Source organism: Agathobaculum sp. NTUH-O15-33 (assembly GCF_033193315.1).
Classification (GTDB): Bacteria; Bacillota; Clostridia; order Oscillospirales; family Butyricicoccaceae; genus Agathobaculum; species Agathobaculum faecihominis_A.
Window position 1 is genome coordinate 2,061,005 of the sequence record NZ_CP136187.1, and the last position, 21,751, is coordinate 2,082,755.

Here is a 21,751-nt window from a genome sequence, read left to right on the forward strand (position 1 = left end):
GACGTTTCCCACCCCATTTGGGGCGGATACGCCGCTCTTTTTGCGGGGATTGTATTACTAAGCCTGTTTGATATAAAAAGAACTACAGCTTGTCAGCCTTTAAAAAGAGGCACAAAGTCTTTATGAACGGACAAGGCAATGATGGAGGGAAAGAGGCGGTCGTTGCCCTGGCAAATTTGCGCGTCGCAGACGCTGGTGATCATGGCGGCGGCGTTAGTCCGGGACACCCCCGCGTAGTCTTGCAGAAACTGCAGCATGTCAGCGGATGCCAAATTGAGGGCGTCTTGAAACTCGGGAGCCGTTGCAATGGTCCAAAGCTCATCACCCTTGCGCAGCAACGGACCGTTAATCTTCACGCCCTTCACCTTCTCCACGGAAAGCTCTACGGTCGCAGGCATTTCAATGCCGGAGGTCATCAGTTCCCCGGCGCCCATGGAGCCATGAACATCGCCGACCAGCAGCAATGCCTGCTCCATATAAACCGGCAGATAGAGCTCCGTCCCCGCTTCCACAAAACGGCAATCCATGTTCCCGCCATATGTGCCCGACAAAGAGGTGGGCGTTATGTTTGTGGGGGTCACGCCGATCGTGCCGATATGTGGGCGGAGCGGGATGGAAAGGCCGGTCTCCATTTCAATCCGTTCGCCCTTTAGCTCCCCGAAAATGGCCGTGGGCTCACTGGAAACGTCTTTAATGACACCAAAGCCGGGTATGAATACCACGTATCCACGCGCGCCCTGCTCAATGGTGATCGAATGAATCGTGATTTTTATGGTGTCGCCCGCATGGACGTCCTTGATGGCGATGGGGCCCGTGCTTGGGTTCATTTTCGGGATGGGCTGGGAGAGATCGGGCGCTGTCGAGCGATAGTCCGCAAGGGTCTTCATACGGCCGCCGCGGGAGTCGTGCGTTTCTACCCGAAACCGCTCTCCCAGTTCCACTTTCATGCAAGGCTGATGAGCAGGATCAAAAGTATATTGTGTGTTATCTCTGGAAAGCAGTTGCATGTCAATACCTCCGTTTATTTGGGTTTATAGTATGAAGCCGGCCACGGCTGCAAGAATGAGAGACGCGGGTATAACAGCGCAATAGGAAAGCATCATCATGTATTTGATTTCCTTGGCCTTGGCCATGCCCATCGCGGCAAACATGTCGCCATTGGGGTAGGCAAGGGTGGTAATCTGTGTGCCGATGGTCATGATCAGTGTCCAAAGCGGAATCGAAAGATGCAAGCCGTGCGCAAGAGTACCAAACAGATTGTCGATGATGACGGACTGTGCGACGTGCGCGCCGGAAATTCCGAAAACACCGATAAAGCTGGCCATAAAGGAAAAGAAGGGCTTGCCGGCGCCGCTCAGAACCGGGGTAAGCATACTGCCCAGCACGTCGAATGCGCCAGATGCGCTGACATACTTTATAAGAACAGCGGACATGACGAGAAGCAGGAAGATCCAGAGTACCCGGCCGGCGCCTTTCAGGATGTTGACAAAAATTTCAGTGACAGGCATCCGATAAGAAATACCCGTAACCATGGCGGAAACGAACACGATGATCAACGCAAACTGCGCGCCGCCCTGAGTCGCGATACCGACGCCGACCATGATGAAGAGCGTAACCAAAAAGACGATGGTGGCGCGCTTTGATTTCGGACTTGCAACGAATTCCTTGTCCTGATCCACAAGATCCTCAGGGCCATAGCACTCCTTATCCGCTGTGATCTTCTGCACGCGCCCGGCCATAAAGTATGTGCAAACCCACATTACAATGGCAAGCGGGAGCACCGAAAGAAGATACGACGGATAGGATTGCCCCGTAAGAGACATAACCGTTACCGCGGGAGGACTGAATGGCCCCACGAACAGGCCGGTTTGGCTCGCGCCCAGAAAAATCAGCCCCAGCGTTGCCGGCGTAATGCCCACTGCGGCTACAAGCGGGATTAAGACCGGAGCAATTACCGCGTTCGCGCCGGCCATGGTGCCCAGCATGGAGACCAGCAAGATGCCGGAAACCATTGAGGTGAGAATCGCGCGACGCTGCGTGTTGATGCCGATGCGGTTGACGATAAAGCGGACGATGACCTCCGCGACGCCCGTAACCCGCAGCACTTCTGCGAGGCCGGCGCCGAACATGACGGTAAGCCCGATTAAGCCCATTGTAGAGCCCATGGCTTCTCCCACGACGTTGCCGAATTTGAGCAGATTCTCCTGCATTAAAATAGCGCCTATGAGCGAACCAATGATCATATTCATCACAGGATGCACTTTTTTATGGAAGGCCAAGACAATTACGAAAGCCAATGGCACTAGACCGAGGATAGGCGGTAGATTAAAAATCATGAGGATAGCCCCTTTCCATATTCTCTATTTTAAATTGCGACTTCATGATCGCAACCGGTTTCAGCCGCAGTCCCTTGTCGGTACAATAAGAGTAGGGCCTGAGGAAATCGGCAATGCAACGATGCTTTTGTCCGATATGCTCCTCAAGCCCTACACGATAGATTTTACCGCCATAAGGCGCTAAAATCACGAACCAGATATTGTTGCAGCCATTACTGACGCTTCAGCATTTTCTCCAGTGTCGCAACGATACCGTCACAATCCATTCCATAATAATGATAGATCGCATCCACAGGGCCGAGGATCGCAAATTCGTCCGGCATGCCGACGCGGCGGAAATTACCCTGATAGCCATTCTCGCAAAGCACTTCCGCTACCGCGCCGCCCAAACCGCCATTGATCGAGTGATCCTCTACGGTGACGATATTGCCCGTCTTGCTCGCCACGCGCAGGATCGCGTCCGTATCAAGCGGCTTGATGGTGTGCATATCCAGCACGCCAACGCTTACGCCGTGCTTTTCCTGCATGGTCTTGGCGGCCAGCAGGCACTGATGCAAATTGGAGCCGCAGGAGATGATATAGGCGTCCGTGCCCGTTATGGTTTCGATCGCCTTGCCGATCTCCAGCTCGTAATCCTCGGCATAGACATTCGGGGAGCCCGCGCGGTCGATGCGAATGATCATCGGGCCTACAAAATCCATCGAGGCGCGAATAAACTTGCAGCACTGGCCGGCGTCCGCGGGGACGACCACGGTCAGGTTCGGGATCGCGCGGTAGAGCGCGAGGTCCGCGATATCGTTATGGGTCGGGCCGCCGCCGGCGGTCACGCCCGAGTGCGTGCCGATCAGACGGACATTCACGTCGTTGTAGGCGATATCCGTGTGGATCTGATCGGTCGCGCGCAGCGGCAGGAATGGACCGAACACTTGGGAAAATACCGTGCAGCCGGCGAGCGCGAGTCCGGCGGACGCGCCCACCTGATCGGCTTCGGCAATGCCCATGTTGAAGCAGCGCTCCGGAAACTCCTTGAGCAGCTTGCCCGCGGAGCTGGACGGCGCAATATTATCCGAATACGTAAATACAAAATCCTTGCCTTCCTTGGCCATCTTGTAAAGCTCTTCGCCATAAGCTTCACGAGCGTTCGAGACCATTGCATCAAAATCAAACGTCATTGCCATAAATCATCACGCCTTTCTCATCTTTTCGAGCTCTGCAAGGGCAGTCTTCAGGTCATCGTCGCCAATGCCGCCGCCATGCCACTTATAGTTGCCCTCCATAAAGCTAACGCCCTTACCCTTGACCGTATTCGAGATGATAAACGTCGGCTTGGCCTCCTTGGAACAGTCGAGCGGCGGCAGTTTATCGAATGCCGCGCAAACCTGCGCGATATCATTACCGTCCTCGATCTCAATGACATTCCAGCCGAACGCGCGTACCTTTTCATCGACCGGGTCAATGTTCATGACATCGCGGGTATTGCCGGTCATCTGAAGTTGGTTTTTGTCAAGAATGCAAACCAGATTGTTCAGCTTGTAATGGCCGCCGGCCATCAAGGCTTCCCAGTTTGTGCCTTCATCGAATTCGCCGTCGCCGATCGTTACGATGACACGGTAGTTTTCTTTTCGGTAGCGCGCGCCGAGTGCATAGCCGACCGCGATCGGCAGGCCATGACCAAGAGAACCCGCCGAGACCTCGATCTGCGGGCACTTTTTGCGGTTGGAGTGCATGCCGAACTCATAAGTGTCCAGACTTTCAAAGTGCTTAACCATGTAGTCCTGCGTATACGCGCCGAGATCGGAGAAAATCGTGAACAGGGTTTCCGAGCAATGGCCCTTGGACAGGATGAAGCGGTCGCGCCCCTCCATGTGCGGATCCATCACATCATAGTTTAAGTACTTGTAATACATTGCGACCGCCACTTCCACAAGGGACAGTTCACCGCCAAGGTGTCCCATTCCGATACGGTGGATAAAGGTCAGCAGATTGCGCCGGATATCGATACATTTGTTTTCTAATTCGGCGACGGTTTGTAATTTTTCTCTCATTACGAATCATCCTTTCCTAACGGCATTTCAAAACAGGGTGGCGGGGTCTGTATAAGCAAGGCCGAGGCTTGCGGCCACTTCTTTACAGGTGAGCTTACCGTTGTAGGTGTTAAGGCCCAGCATAAATCCGGGGTCTGTCTTGAGCGCCGCCTCCGCGCCCATGCGGGCAAGCATTAGGCCATAGGGCAGCGTGGCGTTCGTCAGCGCCAGCGTACTGGTGCGCGCCACGGCGCCGGGCATGTTGGCTACGCAGTAGTGCACCACGCCGTCCACCACGAAGGTGGGCGCGTCATGGTAGGTCGCCTTGGTGGTCTCGGCGCAGCCGCCCTGATCCACCGCCACGTCGACGATTACGCTGCCGGGCTTCATCTTTTTCAGGTATTCTTTTTTGATGAGCTTGGGCGCGGTCGCGCCGGGAATGAGCACCGCGCCGATCACAAGATCCGCCGAAGCCACCTCGCGCTCGATAGCGGCTTCCGTGCTGTACAGCGTTTGCAAACGCGCGCCAAAGATATCGTCGAGATAGGTCAGCCGGTTCAAGTTTTTGTCCAGAATGGTCACCTGAGCGCCCAATCCCAAGGCCATTTTTGCAGCGTTGGTGCCCACTACGCCGCCGCCCAGAATGACGACCTTCGCCCGCTCCACACCGGGCACGCCGCACAGCAGCAGGCCCATGCCGCCCATGGGTTTTTCAAGGGTCTTGGCGCCTTCCAGCGCTGAAAGCCGCCCGGCCACTTCGCTCATGGGCTTCAGGAGCGGCAGTCCGCCGGTCTTGTCGCGGATCGTCTCATAGGCGATGGACTTCACGCCGTTCTGCAGCAGCGCATCGGTCTGCGGCCTATCCGCGGCCAGATGCAGGTAGGTATACAGGATCTGGTCCTGACGCATCATCGGATACTCCTCGGCCAGCGGTTCCTTTACTTTTACCACCATGTCGCAGGTATCCCACACGGCCTTGGCATCCGGTAAAATTTGCGCGCCGGCCGCCTTGTACTCCGCATCGGTAAAGCCGCTACCTTCCCCCGCCCCGGCCTGCATGTATACTTCGTTGCCTTGGGAAATATATTCCCGGGCGTTGTCGGGCGTCAGCCCAACGCGGAACTCCAACTTCTTAATTTCCTTTACGCAACCAACTTTCATAATTGCATTCGCTCCTTCTATCAATTTAAAATGAGGGTTTGGGTTTTTACACAAGGGGTTGACGCGCTAATCCGCCTGACTCAACTCATGCTCTACCGTTTGACGTGCCGATGAGCGGGCTTGATTTTCCTCAGCGTACCTGCTAACCTGTTTGTCGCTCAGCCCGAAGAACAGTTGCACGATCAGCTGTGCCAGAGTAAACACCGCCGGTATGACAAACGCCACAATGAGCAGGCCGGACAACGCGGTAGCCGTTTGGGCCTGATTCGGGACATAGCCCACCATATCGAGCAGGCCGCCCATAAGCTGCGCGCCAATGGCGCCGCCCACGGTAAGGCAGATGGCATGAAGCGCATAGATCATACCGGGTTGGTACTGCCCCGTTTTCCACGCGCCGTACTCCACCACGTTGGGTAGCAGCACGAGTACAAAGGAGTAGTGCAGACCTGTGAGCAAGCCGTTGACTGTAAATACGAAAAACAGAGCGCCGTATTTCATGGACGCCGCCGCCGCGCTTGGTCCCATGCCCTTACACATAAACCAGAACAGCATGGTAAACACGACGCTGAGTGCCATGGTGATGAGAAAAGCGCGGTTGGCGTCTTTCACGAAGTGGATAACAGGCTTGAGCAGCATGGCGCCCACCACCATGGCCACGGTGGTCACAAACATGGCCATGGGTTGGAAATCTGGCAGATTCAGGTAATAATTAAAGACATAGATCAGCGAACCGTTGCGGATTGCCTGCAGGATATATTGGAAAGCGACGCCGATTACCAGCACCACAGCCGGCCTGTTTTGGACAATATTCTTTACCTGACGCACCACCGGCTCGTGTTCCGTACTCACCAGATGCGGGCGGGGCGTTCCGTCGGCGTTGAGCTCATACTTTTTGGTCACGCCGACCACACCGAGCAGCGTCAGCATGCTGAACAGAGCGATGACCACCGACGTCCAGAAGAAGCCCTGTTTCATGTTGCCGCTGCTGCCGCCAAACAGGTTCACCATGGGCATCATCATGGAAGATACGATGACCTGTCCCCCATTTAAAAAGATCGTTGTGATGCCGGCTACCGTGGCCCGTTCCTCCACGTTCTTGGTCATGTTTGTGATCTGGGACGTCATTGGGATCAAGCACAGGGTGGCGCCGATCGAGCCGTACGCGCCATAGGTGACCACTGACCATATCACCTTGGCGGTCATACTGAAGCCGGGTATCGCGGTGAAAACACCAATGAACAGCAGCGTGATCGGCGCGATGGAAAGAATAATCCAAGAGCGGTATTTGCCCCAGGGCAAATTGAAGCGGTCCACCGCCCAGCCCATCAGCACATCGGTGAAGGCGTCGAAAAATCGCGCGCCGAGTATGATGGTACCCGCAAGCACGGCGCTGATGCCCAGCACATCGGTATAAAAATACATTAGGTAATAGCCAAAGGCCACCCAAGCGATATTGGTTCCCAAACCGGACCCTGCCGCATAGAGAATTTTATCGATCAGGGGGAGCTTAGCCGTCGGGGAAAAGCTAACTTTCTCATAGGTTTTCGCTTTGCTTAGCGTACTCAATAAGAACACCTCTCCTATTCATCCCGCATATACGTCCGTGAAGCTTGTTCCGGCTATTACAGTTCATTGGCCAGATAGAACGCTTCGTGGATCGCATCAATGGCAAGCCGCGCTTCCTTGGCGTCACCGATCAAAGCATAGGGAATATTCGCCGCGGCCGCAATAGCGGCCAGTGTATGCTGGGGACGATAACCGGTCGCGAGCACCACACTGTCGGCTTCCAGAGTATGCTCATTCCCTTCGCCGTCGCGGATTTGGATCGCCCCCTCGGCGATGGACAGGCAGGCGGTGTTCAGCCAAACGGGAATCTGATTCTTTTCCACATATTCCGCCACATAATGCTGCTTGTACATATCCGCCTTGGGAACCATCTGAGCCATCATCTCCACGATGGTGACGTCCTTGCCGAGCGCGGTCAGGAACTCGCCCGTCTCTGCGCCGACCAAACCGCCGCCCAGAATGACCACGCGCCGCCCTGTCTTGGCGTTGCCCGCGAGCACGTCCCGCGCGAGTACGGCGCGCTCCACGCCGGGAATCGGCGGCACCGCCGGGCTTGCGCCTATGGCGATCACGACATAGTCCGGCCGCTCCTCGCGCAAAAGCTGGTCATCCACCTTGCAGTTGCAGCGGATTTCAACCCCCGCTTCCTTTGCCTGACGGACTCGCCTGAGCACCGCGTCAGCGATCTCCTGCTTGCCGGGCGGTACGCTTGCCAGCATGAATTCGCCGCCGCATTCCGGCTGGGCTTCGCATAGCGTCACGGCATGGCCGCGGTTTTGCAGTATCGTGGCCGCCGTAAGGCCCGCTACGCCGCCGCCGGCCACCAGCACGCGCAGGCTTTTTTTCGCCGGGGTTTGCTGCATCATAAACTCGTGCCCGCACAGCGGGTTTTGCATACAGGTAAGGTGGGGTCCGTTCGGCGAGGTGCCGTAGCGGCTGATACAACCCTGATTGCAGCCGATACACTTGACGATATCCTCCGCGCGCCCCTCCTGCGCCTTGCGCACAAAATCGTGGTCGGCCAGCTGGGCTCTGCCCATGGATACGAAATCCGCCAGCCCCTCCGCCAGCACGTGCTCCGCCAGAGCGGGGTCGTTGATGCGGCCCACCGCGATGACCGGCACCGACACCGCGGCCTTTACCGCGGCGGCGTTGGACACGTTAAAGCCGGGCTTGTGCTGAATGGGCGGAATCATATCCCACAGGTCGCCGTAGCTGCCGATCGAGACATGGATGGCGTCCGCGCCCGCCGCCTCGGCCAGCTTGGCCGCCTGCACCGCCTGCGGGGTGGTCATCGCGTCGGGCGACGGCACGCGCTCCTCGGCGCTCATACGGAACAGAACCGGGTAATCGTCCCCCACCTGACGGCGCACCTCACGAATGACCTCGCAGGCGAAACGCATACGGTTTTCCATGGAGCCGCCGTATTCGTCCTGCCGCCTGTTGCTCCACGCGCTCGTGAACTGGCCGATCAGGTAGCCGTGCGCTCCGTGCACCTCCACTGCGTCGGCTCCGGCCTCCTTGGCGCGGCGGGCCGCGTCGCCAAAGCTCTTCACGATTTCGGCAATATCCGCCGCCGTCATTTCACGCGGCACCGGCATGCCCTCCATCCCCGGAATAGGCACTGGAATAGCGCTGGGAGCAATGGCTTCAAAGCCTGTTTCGCCGGGCATCGTCTGGCGGCCGGCGTGCCAAAGCTGCACGCACAGCCTGCCGCCCTCCTGATGGATCGCCTCCGCCAGCTTGCGGAAGCCGGAGATAAAGCTGTCGTCATACAGGGCGGGCGAGCAAGGGATATGGGTGGTTTCATGTACGGCCACATACTCCGTAATGTTCATGGCGCAGCCGCCCCGGGCTCTGGCCGCATGGTATGCGCACAGGCGCGGTCCCACGGTATAATCCTTTTCCGCCATACAGGTGGCCATCGCGGGCATAATCACACGGTTGCGCAGCGTGATCGTGCCAATCTTGCCGGGAGAAAACAAATGCTTGAATGACATAAAATGTCCTCCTTACACGGGCGGCGTTGCGTTCCGCCCGTTTTTTTTCGCTTCTGCCTGTCAGGATCAATTAGGAAGCACTGCATTCCATCTCTCATTCAGCATTCCATCGGAGATACTGTGCCCATCATAAAGTCTGTCCTTTTTAAACGCAAGAGGTTTGCCCCAAGTCCGAAAAGCTTTTTGTTTGGACCGGGCAAAACCAAAAATTTTTCGCCATTTGCCGCATGCGCTTTACACCGCCGCCCTTTCTGTGTACTATGATAGCAGCTTCTGTTGCAGGCAAGCACGCACCGCATTCTCCATCCAGTACGCTTTTAACACTGAAATGGAGGAAAATATTATGAAGACCTATCAATATCCCAATAGCAGCAAAATGATGGAGAAGGCAAAGCAGTTTATTCCCAGCGGCATCCCCGGACATCAGGGCGTCGCCTCCTTTATGCCGCTGGAGCATTATCCGATTTTTTCCGACCATGCCGAGGGAACCTATTTCTGGGATGTGGACGGTAACAAATTCCTTGATTTTATGTGTGGGTACGGCCCCAATATCCTTGGCTATAACGACCCCGATGTCAATAAGGCCGCCATGGAGCAGATGAAGAAGGAGGACTGTGTATCCCAGCCCTCTACCAAGATGATCGAGCTGGCGGAGCTTTTGGTAAACACGATCGACACGGCCGACTGGGCGTTTTTCGCAAAAAACGGCGGCGACGTGACCAGCCTAGCTCTGCTCGTGGCCAAGGCCGCCACCGGACGCCAAAAGATCGTGCTGATCAACCACAGCTACCACGGTGTCGCGCCCTGGGCGCAAAGCCCCGGCGCAGCGGACGGTATGTTCAACAAGGAGCAGGAGGACCTGATCTATATCGACTGGAACAGCGTCGAGCAGTTGGAGCAGGCCATCGCCGAAAACCCCGGACAGATCGCCGGCTTTATCTCCACCCCGTACTATCAGCCCGCCCTGATGCGAAATGAACTGCCGGCTGCCGATTATTGGAGCCGCGTGCGCGATATTTGCACGAAGAATGGCATCGTCCTTATTCTGGACGACGTGCGCTGCGGTTTCCGTCTCGACATGGCCGGTTCCGACCGGTACTATGGTTTCAACGCCGACCTTGTCTGCATGTGCAAATCTCTGGCGAACGGCTACAACATCTCTACGCTCATGGGCATCGAAAGCCTGAAGGAAGCCTGCGAAAAGGTTTATTTCACCGGCAGCTATTGGCTGAGCGCCGTTCCCATGGCCGCTTCCATCGCCTGTATCAATAAGCTGAAGGCCATGAACGCTCCCGAGCGCCTGCTGAAGCTGGGTAAAATGTACACCGATGGCCTTGAAAAGCTGGCAGTAAGATATGGCTACCGCATGGAGGTCAGCGCCGAACCGTCCCTGTTCTACCTCTTTTTGCTGCAGGATCCAGCCGCCCAAAGCTGGGATTTATTCGGGCCCGATGGCGAGCTGCACAGAGCGTGGATCGGTGAGAATGTGCGCCGCGGCGTATTCCTTACCAATTATCACAATCAGTTCATCAACTGTGCAATGACCGAGGACGACATCAAGTTTGCCTTGGAAGTGGCCGACGAAGCGTTCCATGCGGTAAAGGATAGGTTTTAATTTTTTCTAAAAGCCGGACGGTATTGATTAACCGTCCGGCTTTCCCTGTTTGTAAGAGCGGCGCCAATTAAAGATGGCAGCAACCAGTTTTTATTCTGGTTGCTGCCATTACAGCGTGTCAAAGAACCCCTCGCGCCGCAGCGCGCATAAAATCGAATTTTGCCGCAAGTGGCAAAATTCATAAAAACCGGGAGCACGTATCTCGGTTTGCTCTCATTTAATCGCCGCACGGCGGCGGTCAGTGGATAGAGGCCTACGGGCTATACAAACCGACTTCAAGTGTGCCTGTAAGGCGCGCGCAGAAGCCGGAATGCTCGATCGAAATGGGGCTTTGTTTCGATCGACAGACTGTCAAAACTTGTTTTTTGACAGTCTGAGATGGCAGCAACCAGTTTTTATTCTGGTTGCTGCCATTATTTTTGTCACGATTTTCTTTCAGATCCGTTTATTCGCGGCGATAGTGCTCGATCAGCGCCTGTGTGCCTTCGTCTCCATGGCCCTGCGCTTCAAGCTCCACGCACATTTCGCATACCGTGCGCAGAACGGGTAACGGAACGGTTGTTTGCGCCAGCGCAATATGCATGTCCTTGATAAAATGCTTCAGAAAAAATCCCGGGGCATTGTCGTGCGCCATCATTTTGGGCATCTGGTTGCTCATTTGCCAGCTTCCAGCAGCGCCTTGACTGATACTGTCCAGCATTTTTTGCGTGTTCAGCCCGGTCAGCTCGCCATATCGCAGCGCTTCACATACACCGGAGAGCGCGCCCGCGATCGCGATTTGGTTGGCCATTTTGGTGTGCTGCCCGCTGCCCGCCGGTCCCTCTAGGATTATGGTGTTCCCCATGGCCTGCAAAATGGGCAAACACACCTCAAAATCAGCCGCATCACCGCCGACCATAATGGAAAGCGTACCATTTTTTGCTCCGGCGTCGCCGCCGGAAACCGGCGCGTCCAGCGCATGCAGACCACATGCGGCCGCCTGCTGCGCAATGCGCACGGACAGCCGCGGGTCTGTCGTCGTCATATCGATCAGATAGGTGCCGATATTCGCCGCCGCTAGGATGCCGTGATCGCCAAAATAAACCTGCTCCACATCCTGCGGATAGCCGACCATGGTGATCACCGCATCGCGTCCGCGCGCGCAAGCAGCCGCAGTATCGCACCAATCGGCTCCGGTCTCTGCAAGGAATGCGGCGAGCTTATCCTTGCTGCGTGAATAAACCGATACCTCGTAGCCGTTGGCCAGCAGATTGCGTACCATATGCCGCCCCATCACGCCAACGCCGATAAACCCTATCTTTTTCATTATCAATGCTCCTTACTTGCCTTTATCCGTCTTATTCTTCAGGCATTTCCCAACAAAAGCATGCGTAATACGGCGCTGCTTTACGCCTGAGATAATCGGCGTCGTCCTTGCCGCCCCAATCATAAAGGCCGTGTCCCGCCGCACGCCCGGTCCCGCCTGTTGCAAGGCCTGTTGTAACGATTTGCTGCACCTCCCGCGCGCCGCATAAATCAGGATACACGCACCGGGCAATATCACTCTCCATTTGGAACCCGACATCGTCAAAATACTCCAGCAGTCCGATCGACGCATATCGCATACCGACCGCGTATTTGACCGCCTTGTCCACATCTTCGGCCGATACGACTTCCTGCTCGATCAAGTAAAGCGCCTCGCGGAACAGGGCCTGCGCAAAACGATTGATAATAAAGCCCGGTACGCTTTTTTTGAGCACGACCACTTGACGATCCAGCGCTTCCAAAAATGTTTTCGCGCGCGCCATGATCTCCGGCGTTGTCTTGGGTCCGCCAACCAGTTCCACAAGCGGCAGCATATGCGCCGGCTGAAACGGATGTGTGACCACAAAACGCTCGGGATAGGTCATGTCCGCTGTTAATAGCTCCGTTGAGATCGCCGAAGTGGTGGATGCCATCAGGGTTCCCTGCGCAACGACCGCTTCTAATTGCCGGTATATCTCCTTTTTCACCGCTAGATCCTCGAACGCCGCTTCCAGCACAAAGACACAGTCCGACAGCGACGCCATATCCGTAGAAAAGGCGAAACGTTTCCAGATTGCGGCACAGTTTTTTTCTGTTGCAAGCCCCTGTTGTTTCATCTCGTCTAAATTGTCCTGTAATATCCGGCGGCAGCGGACAAGATCGTTTTCATCCAGCCCAATAATCGTCACCCAGCAGCCATGTCCCGCCATGAGGGTCGCCATACCCGCGCCGACACGTCCCGCGCCGACTACGCCAGTTTTGCAATGCATCATTTCTATGATTCTCCTTTCAAGTCTCAAGACCGGTTGACAATTTGCTATACAGCATATTGCTTGCCATATCGGCCTATTTGCCAAAAAAGGAGCGTAACGCACAAAATTTTTGACACGATTGCAACGAATTGCCGAAAATCCGCTCTGTCAAACCCCAAATACCAAATTGATTTTCTATCCGTGCAACAGTTTCGTTGAAACACCTGAAACAGTGCATACGCGCCATGACGCGGTCAGCTTTGTTCCGTCTCCAGCCGTTTGAGCTGACGCCAAAGCGTGACGCGGCTTATGCCCAGCGCTTTGGCCGCCTCTGTTTTATTGCCTTTCGCTGCCTCCAGCGCGTCAAGCAGCCTTTCCAGTTCCAATTCGGTTGCCGGTTTCTCCGGCTCAGCCATCGGCGCAAGGCAGCCGCTTCCTTTAGATAAAAAGTCCTTTAGCATATCGGCTTCCACCACATGCGCTGAGCCGCCCAGCACGCATAACCGCTCACAAAAATTGCGCAGCTCACGGATATTGCCTTGCCAGAGCTGCCGCTCCAATAGCTGCTCGGCTGAAGGAGAAAGCCGGATCGGCTTCCTACTCTGCCCTAAACAGAATTCATCCAGAAACGCCTGCGCCAGCAGTGTGATATCGCCGCCGCGCTCCCGCAGGGGCGGTATCATCAAGTCGAGCACATCCAGACGGTAAAACAGATCTTCCCGAAACAATCCCTTTTGCACCTGCTCGTATAGATTTCGGTTGCTAGCGGCAATGATGCGTACATCGATCGGGATCACTTTATCATGGCCGATGCGCATGATCTCCCTTTCCTGAATCACGCGAAGCAAGCGGCTTTGTAACGCCAGAGGCATTTCTGATATTTCATCTAAAAAAATCGTTCCGTTATGCGCCAGTTCAAACAGACCGGGTTTCCCCTCCTTACTGGCGCCGGTGAACGCACCGCCGGCATAACCAAACAGCTCGCTTTCCAGCAAATTCTCCGGAATTGCCGCGCAGTTGATAGCGACAAACGGCTGGCCCCGCCGCCCGCTGGCATTGTGAATTGATTGGCTGAACAGTTCTTTGCCCGTGCCGCTCTCTCCAAAGATAACAATGCTGGAATTGGTTTGTGCATAAGCGTTTGCACGCCGGATGCATTCGCGGATCGGCGCGCTCTCTCCAATGATATTGTCAAACGTGTATTTTGCCGTATGCCCTTTGTGATAAATCTTGCCGCGCAGCTTCCCCTCCGTCTCCTGAATCTGGTTTGCATTCAAAACGGTCAGCACATAGCCAATCACTTCTTCCCGCAAATATATCGTAATTTTCTTAACGGACAGATGGGTTTGCGCATACTCAACAATCTCGTCAATATAGTCGCCCGATTGTTTGATCAGCTTTGCGATTTGCGGAGATCGCAGCACCTCCCGTATGGGCATGCCCAAGAACCAATTCCCGGGCGCAAGATCCAATATATTGTGCGCAGAATGGTTCATCGATAAAATATTGCCGTTTTGATCGAGCGCGATTAGTCCCTCAAATGCATTGTCCACCATTGCCGAGCGCAACAGGCTCTGCTCCTTTGTTTCACGGCTGACTACGCCAAGCTGTTTGGCCGCGGTAATGGCGTTCCATATCGAGCTTCTGCCGGAAGTCAGCAAAATATGTTCTACGCCAAGGTTGTGCGCGTAAGTACAGCCCCGCATGCCGCCCAATATCACCTTTTTCCCATCTGCAACGGCACGCATGACGACACGGTATATTTCTTCGTCCGTATTTTCTTCTAGGTAGTAAGGTGTGACATTGACGCCGATTTTTTGAGCGGTCTGCTCGATCCCCAAAATCATATTTGTCGAGCCGATCATGGCGGCGGGCGTCTGCCCGTAATGCTCCTTTAAATTATAGAGCACATTTAACGTATCTTCACCCGATATGACGAGTTCAACAATCGGCAACGGAAACCCACGGCGCTTAAGGTCAAAAGCAGTCGCGCCGCGCGCGATGATCACATCCGCGTCCAGATCGAGTGACAGCGCCTGCGCCGTCGTCGGTGCAAGAAGTACGCAAAGATCATAAGCGCGTGCGCCGTTCTGTTCGGCTCGGTCGTTTTCCATGCATTCCGCAAAAACCTGCTCCGCTTCCTTCTTCAAATCTTCAAATGGCGCGATCAATACAATGCGGATCATCCAATCCCTCCCCCAGACTGCGTTTCCTGTGCAACAGCGTTTCATATCGCGTTTCGTTTGTTACGTCTTACCGCAACAACCATACCATATGAAAGGTTTGCTTTCAAGAGTTTTATGTATATTTTGCACAATTTTATAGATTTCACTTGAACACAAAAGAATTTTTTGACGCGCCCTGCAACCTTGGCACGGTTCATGCTATTTAACAGGATGAACGCAAAACAGGCGTATATATAAACAAAGGAGGACATGCAAATGAAACAACAAGTCCTGATCCCCTCCGACATCTCAGAAGCAGGTAAGCAATACCTGCGCGACCGGGGATATGAGATCAAAATGGGACATGGGCTGAGTGAGGACTGCATCATCGCGGATGCCCGAGGCTGCGACGCCATCCTAGTACGCAACGAGCCCATCACCAGACGGATACTGGAAAACATACCATCCGTTAAAGTACTGAGCAAGCACGGCGTCGGGCTTGACAAGATCGATCTGCAGGCCGCCGCCGAGCAAAACCTTTGGGTCACAAACGGACCCATGTCCAATGCGGTCGCCGTCGCGGAGCATACGGTCATGCTGTTGCTTGCCTGCGCCAAAAAGCTGGTGCGGTTTGATCTGGCAATTCGCTCGGGAGATTACAATATTCGCAATACGGTAAAGGGGATAGACGTAGAAGGCAAAACGATCGGCATTATCGGGTGCGGCAAGATCGGTTCCATGGTCGCGAAAAAATGTATTTTTGGTTTTGGGATGAGAGCCGTCGGTTACGACCCGTTTCTACCGTCAGAAGCTCGTATGCCGGAGATGGAATATACCGATCGGCTGGAAGAGGTATTCCGTGTCGCGGATTTTGTCTCCTTACATGTGCCCGCCACCGAACAAAACACCGGCTTTGTCAATCAAGAGCTGCTTTCGCTGATGAAACCCACCGCCTATTTAATCAACGCCGCGCGCGGATCGATTATCAACGAACCCGATCTGTATGAAGCGTTAAAAAGCGAGAAAATCGCCGGAGCCGGTCTGGACGTCTATGCGCAGGAGCCCCCTTCTCCTGAAAACCCGCTCTTCACACTGCCCAATATCACGGTAACGCCGCACAATGCATCGCTGACCTATGAAACGACCGATCGCATGGGCCTGCATGCGGCGCAGGGCATCGATGAGGTGCTCTCCGGTAAAACGCCGACCTGGCCGTGCGTAATCCCCCAAAATCCGAGATAGGCATAACCGCAAAGGAGAACGCGATGTATCAACTAAGAAACAAGAAGTATGACCTCGTTTTGAAAAACGGCACCCTGATTGATACGATCGGCGGTTTTGAAACCAAGGCCGATCTTGCTGTAACCGCTGGAAAGATCGCATCCATCGGCAATATTCCCGCCGAAAACGCACAAATGACCGTGGACGCCGAGGGCTGCTATGTATCCGCCGGTCTCATCGATTATCACTGCCATGTTTTTCACGGCGGCGACTGGGCAAGCTGTCCGGCCGATGTCTATGCGCTTGCGAACGGTGTCACAACCGTAGTCGATGCGGGCTCGACCGGCTGCGGCGGATTCCCCCTCTTTTGGCGCGCAGTCATGGCGCACAGCTTGGTCCATGTCAAAGCATATTTGTTTATCGGCACCGGCGGACAGGTTGGGCTGGGCTGTGTGGAGGATGAGAACCCGGCGCACATCAACCGCGATGGGATCGCCGAACTGTGTCGGCGGTATCCGAACGATATCGTCGGCATCAAATTAAAGCTCGACAAGGAGCATTTGTCTGCTTTTGGGATCGAGCCGCTGCGGGAAGCGATTCGCCTAGGCGAACAAACCGGACTGCGCGTCTCGGCCCATGCTACCGACCCGGTCGTACCGGTAGACGACTTCATCGACTTGCTCCGGCCCGGCGATATTTACTGCCATATGTTCCATGAGACCGGCGAAGGCATTTTGGACAAAGCGGGCGGCGTGCGCGGCAGCATCCGACGCGCGCGCGATCGCGGCGTCCTCTTCGACGCGGCGCATGGAAAAACAAACAATTTCTCGCTATCCTGTGCGCAAAAAGCGATACAGCAAGGCTTTCTGCCAGACATTATCAGTTCCGATTACACGAAGATCTCTTTATCCGCCCGCTATCCGTTCACTATGATGCTGTCAGAATACTTAAACCTCGGGATGCGCTTTTCCGAGGTGCTGAGATGCTGCACCGAGGTTCCCGCAAAGCTGCTGTTCGGCCGGCAAACCCCGTTTCTCGCGATCGGCGAACCCGCCGATCTTGCGGTTTTAAAGGTTGCCGAGCGCCCCGTGACCTTTTGGGATTTTTACGGAAACACGGTTTGCGGCGACCGGCTTATTGAAAACAAAATGACTATTTGCAATGGCGAAATTCTGTTCGATCAACTAGATGATAAATATCAAAGATTCAATGGATAAGAAAAAAAGGAGAATTGCTATGAAATTCAAAAAGGTCTGTGCGTTATCACTGGCTTGCAGCGTGCTTCTTCTTGCGGCCTGCGGCGTGAAGGCCCCCCCGCCTTCCCAAACGGAACCAAAGGAGCAAGCGCCGAACGCTCCATCCGCCGCCGCAAAGGTTTTCAATATCGGTCACTCCAATCCCGCCGACCCTGACGACCAATATCATTATTTCTGCGTACAGCTCAACAAGAACCTACAGGATATTTGTGACGGAGCGATCCAGTTTGAAATTTTTTCGGACAACCAGCTCGGCACCGAAACAGAAATGTTTCAGGGCGTCAGCGACGGCTCGATCGATGCAGTCTGTATTTCCAACAATATCGTGTCCGGCAGCATCCCACAGCTTCAGGTGTTGGATTTACCGTACTTCTTTGACGCAGAGGATGAGTACCAGCATCTGGTGGATGACGAAACATTCTTAAGCACCATCACGCCTATCTTTGAAGACACTTGGAATATGCATCAAATCGCGCCTGTTCTGGACGCGTCATGGCGCACGTTATTCACCAAGGGCAAAGCGGTCGAGTCCTTCGCGGATCTAAAGGATATGAAGGTTCGTGTAACGACCAACCGTGTGCACGAGGCGGCCTATAAAGCGATGGGCGCTATTCCGGCGGTGATTGCGTGGGGCGAATGCTACACCGCGTTCCAGCAGGGCGTTATTCAGGGCTTGGATGTCGGCGTGCCGATCTCCGCTACCATGGGTTTTTACGAGGTTTCCGACTATTGCTCGCGTGTGAATCCGTTCCCAATCATGGCGTGGCCGATGATCAATAAGGACAAGTGGGACGCGCTGACCGAGGAGGAACAGGGCTGGATCACCGAGGCCGCCACAAAGGCCGCGCTTGACCAACGCACGCATCAGCGCAAAATGGAAGAATCCTTTACACAGATGATGGAGGAAAAGGGCATCGCGTTCTTCTCCCCCGACCTTGCCCCCTTTAAGGAGGCAACAGCCAGCGTGCGCGAGCAGTTTAAGCCGGAGATCGGCGAAGCTTTTTATGATGAATGCCTTGCCACCGTTGAAACATATCGTGCCGGCAAATAGTCGGAACGTCATGATCCTGATCCGGCGCAGCTCCAGCGGTGCTGCGCCGGGTATCATCAAAAGGAGTTGAAGTGTATGCAATGGGCCAAGAAATTGGACAGCCGCGTGCAAAAGATCAATGCATTACTCATGCACATAGCCTGTATTTTTCTCGGTATCCTCGTCGTTGCGTGCGTTCTCATGGTCCTGACACGTTTTATCCCGAATTTTACCTTGACGGGTCTGGAGGAGATCGCGCGGTATTCCTTTATTTTTCTCACATTTTTTTCAGCGGGCGCGGGCGCGGGGAGCAACGCGCACCCCGGTTTGACGCTTTTACGCGATGCGCTCCCGCAAAAGGGCCGTTTCGTCCTTGATCTCATCATCTATACATTCATCCTGCTTTTCGGCCTGATCTTTATCTTCTATGGCTTTCAGGCGACGGCGGGCGTATCCAAGCTCATCTCCACCTCCTGGCGTATTCCCATGCCGGTGATCTATTCCTCCGCGGTACTGGGCGGCATTTTTATCACCGGCAACACAATCAACAATATGCTCCAGCTTATCATATGCGGTAACGATAAACGCAGCGCGGAAATCGAAGAGGTTCAAATCGTAGCCGCTCAGAACGCCGAAACGGAAGGGGGAAAATGCATATGACCTCCGCCGCCATTCTATTTGGTCTGCTGTTTCTTCTTCTAGCCTTGTGCGTGCCGATCGGTTACGCCATTGGCCTTTCCTGCTGCGGACTGGCGCTGCTCACCGGCGCCTGCGACTTATCAGCCATACCCGCCAAGATGATAACCGGCAATGACTCATTTATCTTTCTTGCGGTTCCCATGTTCACTTTTGCCGGATATTTAATGGAGGCCGGCAGCATATCGGAACGACTGATTAATTGGGTCAACAAAGTTTTCGGCCGCGTGCCCGGCAGCATGGGAGCAGTCGCTATCATAACCTGCGCCATCTTTGCTGCGCTGACCGGTTCGGGCGCCGCAACGACCGCCGCTGTCGGCGCGATCATGTATCCCTTAATGCGCAGAGCGGAATATTCCGAGGAAACAGCTTCCGGCATCATCGCATCCGGCGGCGTGCTCGGCCCTGTTATTCCGCCAAGCGTGCCGATGATCATATATGGCTCCGCCATGGGCGTGTCTATTTCCGATATGTTCCTTGGCGGCGTCATTCCGGGGCTATTGATCGCGGCTTCGTTCCTTATCTTTAATACTTGGTATGCCATCAAGCATAAGCTCCCCCGCAATATGACCAAATACACCGTTGTTGATATTTTGAAGGCCACTTGGCATAGTTTAGGCGTGCTGCTGCTGCCGGTCATTATTCTGGGCGGGATCTATTCCGGCCTGTTCACCCCAACAGAGGCCGCGGCTGTGGCTATTGTATACAGCAGCGCGCTGATGATCGCTTATAAACGGTTTTCTATTCAGCGCTATTTTCAGGCCATGAAGCGTACCGCCGCCACCACAGGCGTGATCCTGCTGATCGTGGCGATCTCCAACGCCTTCGCGTTCCTGCTTACCAAGGAGCGCATCCCCGCCAAGCTGACGGAGACGGTGGTTCCACTGCTCGGCAACGCATACGTTTACCTCGCGGTCGTCATCATCATCTTCCTGATTGCCGGCGCGCTGATGGATACCGCGCCTGCACTGCTGATCCTTGCGCCGATCCTTGTGCCGATTGGCGTTGAGTTTGGGCTGAGCGAACTGCATCTCGGCGTACTCATGTGCATCATTATGATCTGCGGTCTGATTACGCCGCCGTTTGGTTTAAACTTATTCACCATTTCTTCCACCGCGGGCGTTTCCTTTGAACAGGCAACCAGAGGCGCTTTGCCGATGATTATATGCTGTATCATCGTTTGTATCCTTTGCGCTTATATCCCCGAGCTGATCACCTTTCTTCCCGCAGCGGTGGGCGGCTGATAAAAGACAAGACAGCAAAAGACGGCGTGTTTCGTACAGAACGACACATAGGTCAAAAAGGAGACTGCACACATGAAACATATCAAAAGACTGCTTGCAGCGGCATTGACGCTGGGGATGACGTTGCTTTCGCTCACCGCTTGTGATAGCGGCGGCGATACGGCTAGCGACCGGCAGCATGAAGCGCAGACCGCCGACGCCGCCCAAAGTGCAAACGGCGCGGAATATGAACCGGTAAACTTTGTGCTGGGTCATGTAGGCGCGGCAAGCGATGTAAACCTTTTGCAGCGCTTTGCGGAAAAGTTCAAGAACGATGTGGAGGAAAAAAGTCACGGTCAGGTTACGATAGAGATTCACCCCGGCGGCGAACTGGGCGGCGAACGCGATCTGGTGGAGGGCGTACAGCTAGGCACGATCGATATGGCGTTAAGCTCCTCCAATGTGCTGGGGAATTTCGTATCCGATGTGTTCGCCTTTGACTTTCCCTTCTTATTTAAGGACGAGGCTCATGCGGCGCGTGTTTTTGACGGCGATATCGGCCAAGAGATGCGTCAAAAGGTAATCGCCGCATCGGGCATCAACGTTTTGGTTTGGCCATCCAACGGCGCGCGTCAGATCATGAACAGCAAGCGGCCGGTCACAAAGGCCGCCGACCTAAAGGGAATCAAGATCCGCACGGCGGAAAACAAGATCCATATGGCGTTGTTTTCCGCGCTCGGCGCAGATCCCACTCCGATCGGCGCGCCCGAGCTTTATACTTCTTTGCAGCAGGGCGTTGTAGACGCCATGGAAGGGACGCTGACCTGGATCGTACCGGCCAAGTATTATGAGGTTCAGCCTTATGTATCCATGACCAGCCATTTATACGCGCCCTCTATTTTAGCGATGAATGACGCCGCCTTTCAGGCGCTGCCAGAAAATACGCGCACGCTTTTGCAGGAATGCGCCGAGACCGCCCGCGACTATCAGCGCGATTATGTGACGAACGCAGATGAGGATATGATCAAGATCCTAGAAGAAAACGGCATTCAAGTGACGCGTGCCGAGGATATCGACCGGCAATCCTTTGTAGAGGCGACGCAAGTGGTTTACGATGAGCTGGGTGCTGATTACAAGGAGATCATTGACAGAATTAAGGCGTTGGAAAATGCATGAGGCCGCGCGGTATGGAAAGGAGGACTT

At 54.7% G+C, this 21,751-nt stretch carries 17 protein-coding genes; 7 read left to right on the plus strand and 10 right to left on the minus strand.

Going from position 1 to position 21,751, the window contains the following annotated elements:
• Positions 1 to 92: 92 nt before the first annotated feature.
• From RWV98_RS10370 to RWV98_RS10400, 7 genes are all read right to left on the minus strand, one after another.
• Positions 93 to 1,007 (minus strand): acetamidase/formamidase family protein, encoded by a 915-nt coding sequence (locus tag RWV98_RS10370; protein WP_317860576.1) that lies wholly within the window; start codon positions 1,005 to 1,007, stop codon positions 93 to 95.
• A 24-nt stretch (positions 1,008 to 1,031) separates the two neighbouring features.
• Positions 1,032 to 2,336 (minus strand): GntT/GntP/DsdX family permease, encoded by a 1,305-nt coding sequence (locus RWV98_RS10375; RefSeq protein ID WP_317860578.1) that lies wholly within the window; start codon positions 2,334 to 2,336, stop codon positions 1,032 to 1,034.
• A gap of 212 nt (positions 2,337 to 2,548) precedes the next feature.
• Positions 2,549 to 3,514: a transketolase family protein gene (locus RWV98_RS10380; RefSeq protein ID WP_317860580.1), complete on the minus strand. Its 966-nt coding sequence runs from the start codon at positions 3,512 to 3,514 to the stop codon at positions 2,549 to 2,551.
• A gap of 6 nt (positions 3,515 to 3,520) precedes the next feature.
• Positions 3,521 to 4,381, minus strand: a complete 861-nt coding sequence (locus RWV98_RS10385; protein ID WP_317860582.1) for a transketolase — start codon at positions 4,379 to 4,381, stop codon at positions 3,521 to 3,523.
• 27 nt (positions 4,382 to 4,408) lie between these two features.
• Positions 4,409 to 5,521 (minus strand): alanine dehydrogenase, encoded by a 1,113-nt coding sequence (gene ald, locus RWV98_RS10390; RefSeq protein ID WP_317860584.1) that lies wholly within the window; start codon positions 5,519 to 5,521, stop codon positions 4,409 to 4,411.
• A gap of 66 nt (positions 5,522 to 5,587) precedes the next feature.
• Entirely contained in the window at positions 5,588 to 7,087 is a 1,500-nt protein-coding gene (locus tag RWV98_RS10395; protein ID WP_317860586.1) for an MFS transporter, read from the minus strand.
• A 56-nt stretch (positions 7,088 to 7,143) separates the two neighbouring features.
• Positions 7,144 to 9,087, minus strand: a complete 1,944-nt coding sequence (locus RWV98_RS10400) for an NAD(P)/FAD-dependent oxidoreductase (RefSeq protein ID WP_317860588.1) — start codon at positions 9,085 to 9,087, stop codon at positions 7,144 to 7,146.
• Positions 9,088 to 9,430: 343 nt separating this feature from the next.
• Between RWV98_RS10400 and RWV98_RS10405 the strand changes: the two genes are divergently transcribed.
• The gene (locus RWV98_RS10405; protein ID WP_317860590.1) at positions 9,431 to 10,702 is read left to right on the plus strand and encodes an aminotransferase class III-fold pyridoxal phosphate-dependent enzyme; all 1,272 of its coding nucleotides are present in this window, start codon (positions 9,431 to 9,433) and stop codon (positions 10,700 to 10,702) included.
• 445 nt (positions 10,703 to 11,147) lie between these two features.
• Here RWV98_RS10405 and RWV98_RS10410 read toward each other — a convergent pair whose 3' ends face one another.
• The 3 genes from RWV98_RS10410 to RWV98_RS10420 all read right to left on the minus strand — a co-directional run bounded on the left by RWV98_RS10410 (position 11,148) and on the right by RWV98_RS10420 (position 15,143).
• Positions 11,148 to 12,008, minus strand: a complete 861-nt coding sequence (locus tag RWV98_RS10410; protein WP_317860592.1) for an NAD(P)-dependent oxidoreductase — start codon at positions 12,006 to 12,008, stop codon at positions 11,148 to 11,150.
• A gap of 31 nt (positions 12,009 to 12,039) precedes the next feature.
• Complete coding sequence (locus RWV98_RS10415) at positions 12,040 to 12,978, minus strand: 3-hydroxyacyl-CoA dehydrogenase family protein (RefSeq protein WP_317860594.1); 939 nt, start codon at positions 12,976 to 12,978, stop codon at positions 12,040 to 12,042.
• A 233-nt stretch (positions 12,979 to 13,211) separates the two neighbouring features.
• Positions 13,212 to 15,143, minus strand: coding sequence for a sigma 54-interacting transcriptional regulator (locus tag RWV98_RS10420; protein WP_317860595.1), 1,932 nt, complete (start codon positions 15,141 to 15,143; stop codon positions 13,212 to 13,214).
• 255 nt (positions 15,144 to 15,398) lie between these two features.
• On the opposite strand from RWV98_RS10420, the gene RWV98_RS10425 reads away from it, so the two are divergent.
• The 6 genes from RWV98_RS10425 (at position 15,399) to RWV98_RS10450 (ending at position 21,724) form a co-directional block, all read left to right on the plus strand.
• Positions 15,399 to 16,364, plus strand: coding sequence for a hydroxyacid dehydrogenase (locus tag RWV98_RS10425; protein WP_280963615.1), 966 nt, complete (start codon positions 15,399 to 15,401; stop codon positions 16,362 to 16,364).
• Positions 16,365 to 16,387: 23 nt separating this feature from the next.
• Positions 16,388 to 17,560, plus strand: coding sequence for a hypothetical protein (locus RWV98_RS10430; protein ID WP_317860599.1), 1,173 nt, complete (start codon positions 16,388 to 16,390; stop codon positions 17,558 to 17,560).
• 19 nt (positions 17,561 to 17,579) lie between these two features.
• Entirely contained in the window at positions 17,580 to 18,650 is a 1,071-nt protein-coding gene (locus RWV98_RS10435) for a TRAP transporter substrate-binding protein (protein WP_317860601.1), read from the plus strand.
• A 75-nt stretch (positions 18,651 to 18,725) separates the two neighbouring features.
• Positions 18,726 to 19,289, plus strand: coding sequence for a TRAP transporter small permease (locus RWV98_RS10440; protein ID WP_280963618.1), 564 nt, complete (start codon positions 18,726 to 18,728; stop codon positions 19,287 to 19,289).
• Positions 19,286 to 20,569, plus strand: a complete 1,284-nt coding sequence (locus RWV98_RS10445; RefSeq protein ID WP_317860603.1) for a TRAP transporter large permease — start codon at positions 19,286 to 19,288, stop codon at positions 20,567 to 20,569. The genes RWV98_RS10440 and RWV98_RS10445 overlap by 4 nt, the downstream gene beginning before the upstream one ends.
• Before the next feature lie 72 nt (positions 20,570 to 20,641).
• Positions 20,642 to 21,724, plus strand: a complete 1,083-nt coding sequence (locus tag RWV98_RS10450) for a TRAP transporter substrate-binding protein (protein WP_317860605.1) — start codon at positions 20,642 to 20,644, stop codon at positions 21,722 to 21,724.
• Positions 21,725 to 21,751 lie beyond the last annotated feature (27 nt).

Bases quoted from the DNA above. Each gene is read 5' to 3' on its own strand.
- RWV98_RS10405 (WP_317860590.1), top strand. From the start codon at position 9,431: ATGAAGACCTATCAATATCCCAATAGCAGCAAAATGATGGAGAAGGCA.
- RWV98_RS10415 (WP_317860594.1), bottom strand. From the start codon at position 12,978: ATGATGCATTGCAAAACTGGCGTAGTCGGCGCGGGACGTGTCGGCGCG.
- RWV98_RS10420 (WP_317860595.1), bottom strand. From the start codon at position 15,143: ATGATCCGCATTGTATTGATCGCGCCATTTGAAGATTTGAAGAAGGAA.
- RWV98_RS10435 (WP_317860601.1), top strand. From the start codon at position 17,580: ATGAAATTCAAAAAGGTCTGTGCGTTATCACTGGCTTGCAGCGTGCTT.
- RWV98_RS10380 (WP_317860580.1), bottom strand. From the start codon at position 3,514: ATGGCAATGACGTTTGATTTTGATGCAATGGTCTCGAACGCTCGTGAA.
- RWV98_RS10370 (WP_317860576.1), bottom strand. From the start codon at position 1,007: ATGCAACTGCTTTCCAGAGATAACACACAATATACTTTTGATCCTGCT.
- RWV98_RS10385 (WP_317860582.1), bottom strand. From the start codon at position 4,381: ATGAGAGAAAAATTACAAACCGTCGCCGAATTAGAAAACAAATGTATC.
- RWV98_RS10445 (WP_317860603.1), top strand. From the start codon at position 19,286: ATGACCTCCGCCGCCATTCTATTTGGTCTGCTGTTTCTTCTTCTAGCC.
- RWV98_RS10375 (WP_317860578.1), bottom strand. From the start codon at position 2,336: ATGATTTTTAATCTACCGCCTATCCTCGGTCTAGTGCCATTGGCTTTC.
- RWV98_RS10450 (WP_317860605.1), top strand. From the start codon at position 20,642: ATGAAACATATCAAAAGACTGCTTGCAGCGGCATTGACGCTGGGGATG.
- RWV98_RS10410 (WP_317860592.1), bottom strand. From the start codon at position 12,008: ATGAAAAAGATAGGGTTTATCGGCGTTGGCGTGATGGGGCGGCATATG.
- RWV98_RS10425 (WP_280963615.1), top strand. From the start codon at position 15,399: ATGAAACAACAAGTCCTGATCCCCTCCGACATCTCAGAAGCAGGTAAG.
- ald (WP_317860584.1), bottom strand. From the start codon at position 5,521: ATGAAAGTTGGTTGCGTAAAGGAAATTAAGAAGTTGGAGTTCCGCGTT.
- RWV98_RS10430 (WP_317860599.1), top strand. From the start codon at position 16,388: ATGTATCAACTAAGAAACAAGAAGTATGACCTCGTTTTGAAAAACGGC.
- RWV98_RS10440 (WP_280963618.1), top strand. From the start codon at position 18,726: ATGCAATGGGCCAAGAAATTGGACAGCCGCGTGCAAAAGATCAATGCA.
- RWV98_RS10400 (WP_317860588.1), bottom strand. From the start codon at position 9,087: ATGTCATTCAAGCATTTGTTTTCTCCCGGCAAGATTGGCACGATCACG.